General features: G+C 51.1%; 11 protein-coding genes. 1 reads left to right on the top strand and 10 read right to left on the bottom strand.

The genetic code is table 11. From position 1 onward, the window contains the following. Positions 1-112 precede the first annotated feature (112 nt). The 5 genes from F5I99_RS05505 to F5I99_RS05485 all read right to left on the bottom strand — a co-directional run bounded on the left by F5I99_RS05505 (position 113) and on the right by F5I99_RS05485 (position 5690). Positions 113-298, bottom strand: a complete 186-nt coding sequence (locus F5I99_RS05505) for a hypothetical protein (RefSeq protein ID WP_151054028.1) — start codon at positions 296-298, stop codon at positions 113-115. Positions 299-329: 31 nt separating this feature from the next. Then, a complete protein-coding gene (locus F5I99_RS05500) occupies positions 330-1430 on the bottom strand; it encodes an enoyl-CoA hydratase/isomerase family protein (RefSeq protein WP_151054027.1) in 1101 nt (366 codons plus the stop codon). 22 nt (positions 1431-1452) lie between these two features. Beyond that, positions 1453-2538: a ferrochelatase gene (hemH, locus tag F5I99_RS05495; RefSeq protein ID WP_151054026.1), complete on the bottom strand. Its 1086-nt coding sequence runs from the start codon at positions 2536-2538 to the stop codon at positions 1453-1455. A 30-nt stretch (positions 2539-2568) separates the two neighbouring features. Further along, the gene (gene fabV / locus F5I99_RS05490; protein ID WP_151054025.1) at positions 2569-3765 is read right to left on the bottom strand and encodes an enoyl-ACP reductase FabV; all 1197 of its coding nucleotides are present in this window, start codon (positions 3763-3765) and stop codon (positions 2569-2571) included. 152 nt (positions 3766-3917) lie between these two features. Next, positions 3918-5690 carry an acyl-CoA dehydrogenase C-terminal domain-containing protein gene (locus F5I99_RS05485; protein WP_151054024.1) on the bottom strand — a complete coding sequence of 591 codons (1773 nt, stop codon included), beginning with the start codon at positions 5688-5690 and terminating at the stop codon, positions 3918-3920. A gap of 184 nt (positions 5691-5874) precedes the next feature. Here F5I99_RS05485 and F5I99_RS05480 point away from each other — a divergent pair, with 184 nt between their 5' ends. Further along, complete coding sequence (locus tag F5I99_RS05480; RefSeq protein ID WP_151054023.1) at positions 5875-6306, top strand: MaoC family dehydratase; 432 nt, start codon at positions 5875-5877, stop codon at positions 6304-6306. Positions 6307-6374: 68 nt separating this feature from the next. Here the strand turns inward: F5I99_RS05480 and F5I99_RS05475 are convergent, their stop codons facing one another. The 5 genes from F5I99_RS05475 to F5I99_RS05455 all read right to left on the bottom strand — a co-directional run bounded on the left by F5I99_RS05475 (position 6375) and on the right by F5I99_RS05455 (position 11642). After that, positions 6375-7364 (bottom strand): c-type cytochrome, encoded by a 990-nt coding sequence (locus F5I99_RS05475; protein WP_151054022.1) that lies wholly within the window; start codon positions 7362-7364, stop codon positions 6375-6377. 10 nt (positions 7365-7374) lie between these two features. After that, positions 7375-8019, bottom strand: coding sequence for a c-type cytochrome (locus F5I99_RS05470; RefSeq protein WP_151054021.1), 645 nt, complete (start codon positions 8017-8019; stop codon positions 7375-7377). Between the two features lie 149 nt (positions 8020-8168). Further along, on the bottom strand, positions 8169-8624 hold the full coding sequence (locus F5I99_RS05465) for a HipA domain-containing protein (protein ID WP_191905958.1): 456 nt from the start codon (positions 8622-8624) through the stop codon (positions 8169-8171). 176 nt (positions 8625-8800) lie between these two features. Next, on the bottom strand, positions 8801-10195 hold the full coding sequence (locus F5I99_RS05460; protein WP_151054019.1) for a sigma-54-dependent transcriptional regulator: 1395 nt from the start codon (positions 10193-10195) through the stop codon (positions 8801-8803). Further along, positions 10188-11642, bottom strand: coding sequence for a sensor histidine kinase (locus F5I99_RS05455; protein WP_225307567.1), 1455 nt, complete (start codon positions 11640-11642; stop codon positions 10188-10190). Before F5I99_RS05455 ends, F5I99_RS05460 begins: the two co-directional genes overlap by 8 nt. Positions 11643-11807: the final 165 nt, after the last annotated feature.

Raw genomic sequence — 11807 nt, 5'->3', positions numbered from 1 at the left:
GTGGGAGCTCGCTCTGCGAGCGAATGGGCATATCGAGAACTCCAATCGCCCGGAGACCGGGCTCCCACAGACCGGGCTCCCACAGACCGGGTTCCCACAGACCGGGCTCCTACTAATGATAGGTTTGTTCGTATTTTTTGCGGATTGCGACTAATGCTGGTTGAATATCCAGCGGTGCATACTGCATGGCCTGTTCAAAAAGTTCAGCATTGTCCTCTGACAGACGCTCTTCTTCGCTCATCTGCTTTAGTTTACGCATGGCTTCCATGAATTTTGGATGAGGGGATGACTGACTCATGACGGACCTCCTTGGGTCTTTAGGCAACAGGCTAGAGAGTTGCCAGTGGATTCACCGTCCAGGGCGGCTGAAAATGTGATTCTAACACGTCTTTTGTTACGGATTCGACCGAAGCAAAGCGCCATTTTGGTGACTTATCCTTTTCAACCAGCAAAGCACGCACCCCTTCGACAAACTCGCCCTGACGACAACACTGCGCCGCTAACAACATTTCAAACTGAAATACCGCTTTCAATGACAAGGATTGTGCACGCTGCAACTGCTCAGCAATCAGACACAGTGATAACGGACTGCCCTGACTCACTGTTTGCTGGGCTCTGGCTAGCCAGGGATCATCTGCCGGTAAGGCCAGCAGTCTATCCACAAAATCTTTTACTGAATCATCAGCCAACAACGCATTGATCAATGACTGATGCTGCTGAACTGGTGTCACTATCTCTTGAAATACAGGCTGCGCAGCAACAGCCAGTTCACTCAGCACTCGCGTGATCACAGCCTGATTATCGCCCTGATTCCAGTCCTGTACCAGAAGTTGCTCCAGCATGGGCTGACGCTGATCCATTCGCAGCGCATAATCGGCTAACCCTAACCAGAGAGCATCCATTGCCTGCACATGACTTCCCGTGAGGCCGAGAAATAATCCGATCTTTCCTGGTAACCGGTTTAGAAAATAGCTGGCCCCGACATCCGGAAACAGACCAATAGTCACTTCCGGCATCGCCAGACGTGATGTGGGCGTCACCACCCGGTGACTACAGCCGTTCATCAACCCCAAACCCCCGCCCATAACATATCCCCCACCCCAACAGATGATTGGCTTGGGATAAGTTTGCAGGCGGTAGTCAAGGCGGTATTCTGCAGCAAAATACTCGTCAATCTCGGCATAGGACTCTTGCTCAATCAAACGCCAGGCCCCTACCACATCACCTCCGGCGCAGAAGGATTTGTCACCGGCACTATCGAGCAACAGGGCCACCACACGCGGATTTTCCTGCCATACATCCAATTGTGGCTGTATCAGTCCAATCATCTCCTGAGAGAGTGCATTGAGTGTTCGTTCTGAATTTAGGCAAATTTCGCCAATAACATAGCCATCCTGGGTGGTATGTTCACGAAAAATCACACAGGTCATAACAGGTCCTTAATCAACTAGACTAACGCGAAGCACCCAGGGCTTTTGCCAACGCCTGAGTCTGTTCACCATCGCGCTCATCATCTACCAACCAGTTGTGTAAATGTGGCTCCAACAACTGCACCATCATATCGATATGGCTGGGATCGGCATTCAGCGCCGGAATGTAAGCGTAGGATTCCCCGCCGCTTTCAAGGAAATACTCACGATTCTCCTGACCTATCTCTTCAATCGTTTCCAGACAATCAGAAGAAAAGCCCGGGCAGAACACTTGCACCGATTTAACTCCCTTGGCGGGCAAAGATTTCAGAGTTTCATCGGTATAGGGCTTCAGCCACTCTTCACGACCAAAGCGCGACTGGAAAGTGGTCAGATACTGATCCGGCTGCAAACCCAACTGTTCTGCCAACAAACGTGACGTTTTATGACATTCACAATGATAGGGATCACCTTGCAGCAAATAACGCTTGGGCACACCATGATAAGAGAAAATCAGCTTATCCGGCACCCCATGCTCAGCCTGAAACTGGCGCACTTTGTCGGCTAGCGCCGCAATATAAGGCTCGAAATCAGGATAATGGCTGATGAAATTCAGATCCGGCAACCAGCGACGCTGTGTAAAGTCGGCGGCAATCGCATCAAATGTGGAGGCCGATGTAGCACCGGAGTACTGTGGGTAGAGTGGTAATACCACCAGTTTACGCACCCCGGATGCTTGCAGTTTTTCCAGTACCGAAGCAATAGAAGGATTGCCATAGCGCATGGCAAACTCCACCTGTACCCGGTCGCCGTAGCGATCACCAAAGTATTTTTTCAGTGCCGCACACTGATCCTGGGTGTGGGTCAGCAAGGGGGAACCTGCGTCCGTCCAGACTTCCCGGTAGGCGGCGGCCGATTTTGCCGGGCGGATATTCAAAATAATGCCATTGAGAATAAACCACCAGATCGGCCTGGGCACTTCTACCACACGCGGATCAGACAGAAACTCCTTTAAATAGCGACGCAAAGCCGGTGTTGTCGGCTCATCTGGTGTTCCCAGATTGGTAATCAGCACACCAATTTTATCACTCTGAGAGTGATTGAAATCCTTCACGCCGTTAAAACGCATAATTATCAGTTCCTGTGAGTCATCAGCTAATCAGCTTTCCAGCTCGATAACATTAAATTCTACCAACGGACTGACATCCTGCTCGTAGTCGATGCTGTCTAAGCCGAATCCAAACAGCTTGAGAAACTCATCCTTGTACGCGGCATAGTCTGTCAGTTCAAATAAATTTTCCGTGGTCACCTGTGGCCAAAGTTCGCGGCAAGCGCTCTGCACATCATCGCGCAGTTCCCAGTCATCCAGACGATAACGCCGGGCATCATCCATCTGCGCATCACTGCCATACAAACCTGTACGGAATAAACGCCAAACCTGATCCATGCAACCTTCGTGAAGCCCCTGTTCTTTCATGACTTTAAATACCATCGACAGGTACAAAGGCATTACCGGAATCGCTGAACTGGCCTGGGTCACCACCGATTTGAGCACCGCCACATTAGCCTGGCCACCAATATCGGCCAATCGGGCATTTAACACTTCGGCCGTTTCATCCAGATGTTGCTTGGCTTTACCCAGCGCACCGTGCCAGTAGATCGGCCAGGTGATATCGGTACCGATATAGCTGTAGGCTACAGTTTTACAGCCATCGGCCAACACACCTGCGTCGGCCAGCGCATCAATCCACAACTGCCAGTCTTCACCGCCCATCACTTGAACGGTGGCAGCCACTTCGTCTTCCGTTGCCGGTTCAATTTCGGTTTCGATAATGCAGTCTTTATTAGTATCTATAGCGGTAGAGCGATAAGTTTCGCCAATCGGTTTCAACACGGAACGTATCACTTCACCGCTATCCGGCATTTTGCGCACTGGAGATGCCAGGGAGTAGATCACCAGATCGATCTGGCCCAGATCGGCTTTGATCAGATCAATGACCTGTTGTTTAGCCTGATGAGAAAAGGCGTCGCCGTTAATGCTTTTGGCATAAAGTCCCGCTTCATGCGCCAGGCGCTCAAAAGCGGCGGCGTTGTACCAGCCAGCCGTACCGGTTTTCTTTTCCGTACCTGGCTTTTCAAAGAACACACCGATAGTGGATGCATCACTACCAAAGGCAGCAGCAATCCGCGATGACATGCCATAACCACTGGAAGCGCCAACGACCAGCACCCGTTTGGGACCATCAACTTTAGGCTGTGCACGGGTAAACTCGATCTGTTCACGAATATTGGCTTCACAACCGAGCGGATGTGTAGTGGTACAGATAAAGCCGCGAATTTTGGGTTTGATAATCATAGTAATGGGTATCTTTCATCTGATGCTAGAGAGTCAGACAAAGATACCATAAAAGCCACAAGGGGTTAATCCAGGGGGAAGGAAGCGGCAGGCAATAAAAAAGGCCAGTGCGGACACAGGGTAGTGCCCGCACTGGCCTGATTACATCAGACTCACCAAGCCGTGGCGAATTGCTCGTCGCTCATTTCGGTGATAGTCGCACTACCGGCTTTAACCATACGGGCATAGCCCAGGTAGCGTGGCAGGATCTGCTCGAAATAGAAGCGTGTAGTCACCTGTTTAGCTTCCAGGAAGGCATCATCTTCACCTTCAGACTGCAGAGTTTTAGCCGCTTCAGCTTGGCGTAGCAACTCCCAGGCACCGGCTACGGTGCCCAACAGCATCATGAAGTTATAGGCCACGGCACCGGCTAACTGCGGATCATCAGCGGCACCGGCCAGCAGTTCATCACGGGCGGTTTCAATAGCCACTACAGCCTGCTCCAGATCAGCGGCCAGATCCGCAAACGCACCACCAAGCACAATAGTTTCGCGCATTTCAGACAACAGTAACGTCAGGGCTTCACCCTTATCCAGCAGCACTTTCCGGCCGACCAGGTCCAGTGCCTGTATGCCGTTGGTGCCTTCGTAAATCGGCAGGATACGCGCGTCACGGTAGTGCTGGGCGGCACCGGTTTCTTCGACAAAGCCCATACCACCATGCACCTGCACACCCAGTGAAGTCACTTCCTGAGCAAACTCGGTACACCAACCTTTGACCACTGGTGTCAGCAGCGCTGCACGGGCTTTTTCACGGCTGCGACGCGTTTCATCTTCAGCATGATGAGAAAAGTCGATGCTGCCACAGGCATCATAAGTCAGCGCCCTACCCGCTTCAGTCAAGGCTTTCATGGTCAGCAACATACGCCGTACATCACCATGACGAATAATCGGACCCGGTACTTTATAACCGACGGCAGGGCTCTGGATGCGCTCATTCGCAAACACCAGTGCCTGCTGGTAGGCGCGCTCTGAAATCGCCACACCCTGCAAACCTACGCCCAAACGGGCATTATTCATCATGGTGAACATGCAAGCGAGGCCGCGATTCTCTTCACCCACCAGGTAACCGACAGAATTTTCAAATCCCATCACCGCCGTGGGGCTGGCGTGGATACCCATTTTGTGTTCCAGCGACAAGGGCTTGGTGTTGTTGTACTCACCCAGCGAGCCATCCGCATTGACCAAGTATTTCGGCACCAGGAACAAGGAGATACCACGAACGCCGGCAGGCGCATCCGGCAGGCGTGCCAAAACCAGATGGGCGATATTTTCAGTCAGACTGTGGTCACCCCAGGTGATAAAGATTTTTTCACCCGTGACACGATAAGCATCACCGTCTTTCTCGGCTTTACAGCGTACCTGCGACAGATCTGAACCAGCACTGCCCTCAGTCAGGTTCATGGTACCGGCCCACTCGCCACTGATGAGTTTCGGCAAGTAAATAGCTTTTAAGGCATCATCCGCATTAATGGACAGGCACTCTACCGCACCCTGTGACAACAGAGGACATAGGCCCCAGGCCATATTTGCCGCTTGCCACATTTCCATAACCGCTACAGAAAGCAAATAGGGCATACCCTGTCCACCGTGTTCAGGATCAAACTGCAGTGAACCCCAGCCGCCTTCGGCGTACTGGTTATAGGCATCGCGGAAGCTCTCAGGGCAAACAACGCCACCATCCTTAAGACTGACGCCTTTCTGATCGCCATCCCAGTTGGTGGGCGCTACCACATCACGTGCTACACGTGCCGCCTCATCCAGAATTGCATCTACCATATCAGCCGATGCATCTTCAAAGACAGGCAGGGTTGATAATTCTGTCATGCGCGCTATCTGATTCAGCGCAAGTTTCATATCTTTTACCGGAGCGTTATAGTCAGCCATAAACTACCTTCTGTTGATCATTCGAACACATTCAAATGGAATGCCATTGCTAAGCTAGCGCATTGCCATCCATAAGGGTTTATACTTATTCTAACACGCAAAGCGTATCTGATAAGCACAAAATCGGTTACTCTGTTACTTATACTGAACGATTTTTACAACACATGACAGGCAGGATAAAAAAATGCAGGATATTCACGGCTATTACCTGGAAGATCTGACAGTGGGCATGAGCGATTCATACGCGAAAACCATATCTGAATCAGATGTTTATATGTTTGCTGGCATCTCAGGTGACAATAACCCAGTGCATATCAACGAAGAATATGCAAAAACAACTATTTTCAAACAACGTATCGTCCACGGCATGTTCAGTGCAGCGCTGATCTCCACAGTAGCAGGCACGCGCCTGCCGGGACCTGGTGCTATTTACATAGATCAGCAGATCAAGTTTAAAGCCCCTGTGCATATTGGTGATACAGCCAAGGCAACGCTGACCGTCATCGACATAGATGAAAAACGTCGCCGGGTAAAAATGCGTACTGATGTAACAGTAGGCGAAGCACTTGTTGCCACCGGTGAAGCCACCTTTATGGTCGACAAACGCGAAGCTTGAAACAGCACCATGCGCCGGTTCCGGTTTTGAACTGGCGCATCCATTCAGCCTATTTTATATTCAAGCAGTTACTCAAAGAAACGCGGCCTTAATGCACCTGGTTTCAGAAAGTCCTTTTCTCCCAGATTGTCATGATCTCCCAGTAAGCGCCCTTGCTTTTCGAGCCCGTAATAGGTCGATTTGTGGAAGGTATCCAAATACAGAGCGCGTGTTTCAGCTACATCACCAGTATAACGTGGATCCTGTGGCCGTTCCTGACTATTGATATAATCGGCCAGATCCCAAGAGTCCTGTACACTCATACTACGCGGCTGTCCCAGCGGCATGTTGTTATGAATAAAGCCAGCCAGAGTGGAAATCCGGGTGATGCCCGCTCCCCAATTGTATGACGCATCACCCCATACAGCGGGATATTGCACGTCATCACCTACCCTCAAACCACCGCCATTCTCGGCATGGCAAATACTGCAGTTAGCTTCATACAATACCTGTCCGCGTTCGTATGATGGCTCTGCATCCGGCTGACCAATGGGATAACCTCGCCCATACAGGCTATCACCCGGCTGATAAATAGGCACACCTTTTGCCAGCCATTGATGATAGGCGGCCAAGGCTAATAGATTGTCACTGCCATATTCAGGTGGCTTTCCATTCATGGAAAAACTAAAACATCCGGCAATACGTTCCTCCAGACTATTTACTTGCTGATTCTTGGACCGAAAATTTGGTAACACTACTGCGGCGGGCCATACCGGCGCTGAAAAAGGCTGCGCCCCCTCTCCCAGGTGACAACTGGAGCAATTCATATCGTTGAAAACGTTCTCGCCACGCAATTGCTGAGTATTTACAAATAGATCATGACCACGACGGATCACCCGTTTAAGCTCCGGGTGAATAGTTGCTTCTTCCAGATCAGCCAGCGTAGGGGGAACATGGACATATTGCCCGGCTTCAGGTTGTGGAAAATTGACTGGAATACGAGGGGGCTCAGCCGCAAGGCTAACACCTGCCCAACCTGCCAACACACTGATACTTAAGGCACTTGTTAACTTAACCATAATTAGACCCTCACTTGGCCGGCTGCATAGATAGCCAGGCCGCTACCGCCTTGATATCGTCAGCATTCATTCGCTCAGCAATCGCCAGCATCAACTGCTGTGGATCATTGCGACGCTTACCCTGCTGCCAGTTGTATAGCTGAGCTTCCAGATAGCCTGCATGCTGCCCGGCAATACCGGGGAAAGACGCACCGGCACCCTGGCTATTCGGTCCATGACAAGACTGACAGGAAGGGATATAGCGAGACCAGTCACCCCGTGTTACCAGCATTTCACCCTGCTTCAGCAAGGCTTCATCAACAGCCTCTCCACCTTGAGCGAGGCGGGGCACCAACTGGCTGAAATACACAGCGACATCCTGCATCTGTTGATCACTAAGCATGGCAGCAAAAGGAGCCATGGCAGCATTAGTACGCTGACCGCTGTTAAAGTCCTGCAACTGCTTGTATATATAAGCCGCGTTCAGGCCAGCCAGCCTCGGCCAGGATTCAGCGCCCGGAACCGACAGGCCACTGCCATCGGCCTGATGGCAGGCTGTACATACCGCGGCCGCTGCCTTGCCACGCTCAGCATCACCTTCCAGAGCCGAAACAGTTGTTGAAAATCCAAATATCAGTAAAACGAGCGACAGGGGTTTTAAGGGGTATGTTTTCATTATTGGTTGCTCCTTACCTCTAACATCGCACCGCGCGGTGCAATCTTAAACAACCCTACTCTTGAAACCACTATTTAGCTATTTGTAAAACACTTGTTTAGCAAAGCCCGCGCAAATCCTCGACCGGGCCTGCGAGGTCTGTGCCCCAGTCAGATCGCCAATCGTGCAGCCATATCTGCAATCACACCATAGTGAATCTGTTGGAGCAAACGCAATTCGCCTTCCTTGCTTATCCCTGCCGGATACAGGGTTGCCTGGATCTCCTCATAGATCACGGGGAGCTGCTGCTCAATTGTCTTGATCATACGACTGACAGTTTGCTTCTGTAAGCGCGGCGGAACTTTGAGAACACTGCCCAGCTCCACCAGATAGACAGGATTCACCTCCCCTAACGTCCTCACCGAGCCAATCTTCCATTCCAGCCTTGCATTCAACCAACCATTGTCAGGTTCATACACCGCCGTACAGAGCAGATCATAATGCGGGGTAATGACCACCCCTTCCGGCGACATATAAAACGACAGGTTCTTGAGGTGGTTATCCGTGTTACCAATCAACAGGCAGAACACAAACCAGTCGAACAAGCATTCCGATGTCTTCCACACTCTCAATCTGAAGCTTCATATTGCACCCATAATAATAACCGCACGGTTATATTTAATGCTGATGACGGGGGTCTGGAGACTTTTACACTACGGGCAGGTGCTCTTATATTAGTTGCACATTCAGCTTGAACCTAAATGGGTTTTCAGGGAGGCCTCTCCCTGGCTGAACTAATAGCTTACTCCAGCCAGCGATACAGAGTACGCCGACCAATTCCCAACAATGCTGCGGCGCGACGTTTATTTCCATTCACTTCATCCAGCACCATGTGGACATAACGTTGTTGCAATTCATCCAACGTAGGTAGCAGGTTACCAGCCAGCAGACGCTGTTCTTTATCGCTGTTATCCGTTGTCTGAGTGGTTCCATCACTAACTGGCGACAAGGCGTCCAGAAGTCGGCTGGGTAGATGCTGCGGCTCAATCCAGTCGCTATCGCAAAAAGCCACGGCGCGTTCAACCACATTTTGCAACTCTCGCACATTACCCGGAAAACTATAGCCACGAATCAGACTTAACGCCGCTACAGAAAACCCTTTGACTGGCTTACCTTGAGTCATCGCGATCTGACGTACAAACTGCTGTGCCATCATCTCCAGGTCATCGTCGCGTTCTCGCAGAGCGGGAATCTGGATAGCAAAGGTTTCCAAACGGTAATAAAGATCCTCACGAAAACTACCCTGCTCCACCTTCTGCTTCAAGTCCCGGTGTGTGGCAGCAAAAATACGAACATCCACCTGTACCTCGGTATCCTGCCCGACCGGGCGAATCGAACCATCCTGTAGTGCTCGCAGCAGCTTAGCCTGCAGAGCCAGAGGCATTTCACCTATTTCATCGAGCAACAGTGAACCCTTCTGAGCTTCTTGCAACAAGCCTTTTCGAGCCTTGTTTGCTCCGGTAAAAGCCCCTGCCGCATGACCAAAAAACTCACTTTCCAACAATTCCTGTGGAATGCCAGCGCAGTTCACCGCCAGGAACGGCCCCTCAGCCCGATCACTTTCCGCATGCAAGGCCCTGGCAACCAATTCCTTGCCGGTGCCGCTTTCACCATTAATCAATACCGGCCCTTGCGCCCTGGCAACCACCCGAATCTGATCGAACAGGGTCCGGATTGTCCGGCTTTTGCCCAGCATGCCATGAAAAGAGGCACGCTGTTGTGTGATTTTTCGGAACTGACGCAATTCATTACGTACTTTGTGGTTCTCCAGTACTTTTTGCACACTCAACATAAAGTGATCCAGATCCAGGGGCTTGGTCAAAAAGTCATCTGCGCCCGCCTGCAAGGCTTCAACCGCCTGTCGCACACTGCCAAATGCGGTAATAACAATAATCCCCGGACGTTGCGATTCATCCTGCTGCATCACGGCTTTGACCAATGCCATACCATGGCCATCCGGCAGGCGCAGGTCTGTAATGATCAGTGCCGGTTGCTGTTGCTCCAGCCAGGCATGTGCATCCGCCAGCGTTTCGGCCACCGCCAGTTGAAACCCTTCCGCCTCCAGCTCTTCGCTGATCAGATTAGCCAACGCCTGATCATCCTCAACCAGTAATAAAGACGCTTGAGTTTTAGACATGATTATTTTCCTGTGTTTTGGCAAGCGGAAAGGTTAATTCAAAACAGGCACCGCCCAATTCACTGTCACCTATACGAATTCGCCCCCCATGCTCTTCCACAATCCGTTTTACGATCGCCAACCCGAGACCACTGCCTTCACCGGGTGTTTTAGTAGTGACGAAAGGGTCAAACACCTGGTTACGAATTGCGACATCAATACCAGGGCCTGCATCCTCAATGGTCAAATGGATAGCCTCATCCACACTCCATGCCATTCTGACCGGCCCTTGTGGGCACGCCTGACACGCATTACGCAGTAGATTGATCAAAGCCTGTTCGAGACTGAGAGAGTCACCGCTGAGCATCGCTGACGGGCCAGATTGAAGCTCAATTTTATAACCTTCTCCGGCAATCAATGCCTGTGCTCTAAGCAGCAAGGCCTCAAGATCCAACTGGCGTGGCCGTGCTCTGGATGAGCGCCCATACGACAACAGCTGCTGAATAATAGAGGTCATACGTGCCGCTTGCTGACGAATCATCTCCAACTCACGAAGATCCTGTGGACTTTCCAGGCGTCGTTGCAAACGACTGGCTCGTCCATCAACAACACTGAGCGGCGCTCCCAACTCATGCGCTACACCCGCTGACAACTGACCCAGAGCGGCCAGGGTTTCTGTCTGACGTAAACGTTCAGCAATGACCTCACGGGCCAGTCGCTGCTCTTCTTCACGCGCTTCAGCCTGTTGAATTGCATCCAGCATGCCGTTCAGACCCAAAGCCAACTGGCGGATTTCAGTAGGCCCATATACATCGGCCCGATGTTCATGTTCACCCGCTTCAACCCGGCGGATACTCGCCAAAATACGATTTAGGGGTCCACCAATGGCACGCTGATGGGTCCACACCAGAATAAACAATATCATCAGAGAGACCAGCGCGAAGCCACCCCAGGAACCATAGGCGAGGCGCAGCAATTGCTGATCAATATCGCGATGCCGCCGAGTCACCTGCAACAAACCATTCGGTTGCCCCACCTCATCAAACATCGGCATAAAGAAAGAGTACACATCACGCCCCCGAATCTGCTCATACTGCTCAAACTCACCCGCCAGAGTTTTTTGCAAAGCATCTTCGGCTTGCCTCTGTGTAGGATTAACTACCCCGAAACTGATCAGCGGCTGACCTTCTGCATCAAACAGATAAGCGCCATATACCTCGGTCATACCAAACAACGCGGCCATGCTACTTTGCATCTGTTCCAGATCATTGCGCTCCAATGCCTGGCTCACGGGTAAGTACACCGCCCGGGCAACTAACTGCAGATCACGCTGCATACGTTGTTCGATAAAGTTACTCACCAACGCCTGTCCAGCCGACAGAATCACTGCCAGAATCAGCAGCACAGGCAATGCCACCCTGACCAGCAAAACGCGTCGTAAGCTCGCAGATGAAAATATCCTTTTCAAAACAGACCTCATGCTTGTATTTAATGACACATGCGCCATTATGACACACTTGATAGCACATTTCAGCCGACTGAAGAAGTCGCCAATCTTATTAAAACAGTACAAATTAATTATAAATAAAGATTTATATCAACAGGTTACAAATAAAATAAAAAACCTGGCACG

Origin of the sequence: Nitrincola iocasae (assembly GCF_008727795.1) — a bacterium.
In the GTDB taxonomy this organism is placed as follows: Bacteria; Pseudomonadota; Gammaproteobacteria; order Pseudomonadales; family Balneatricaceae; genus Nitrincola; species Nitrincola iocasae.
Note: the sequence above shows the minus strand (reverse complement) of the source record. Positions and strands in the feature narration are given on the sequence as shown.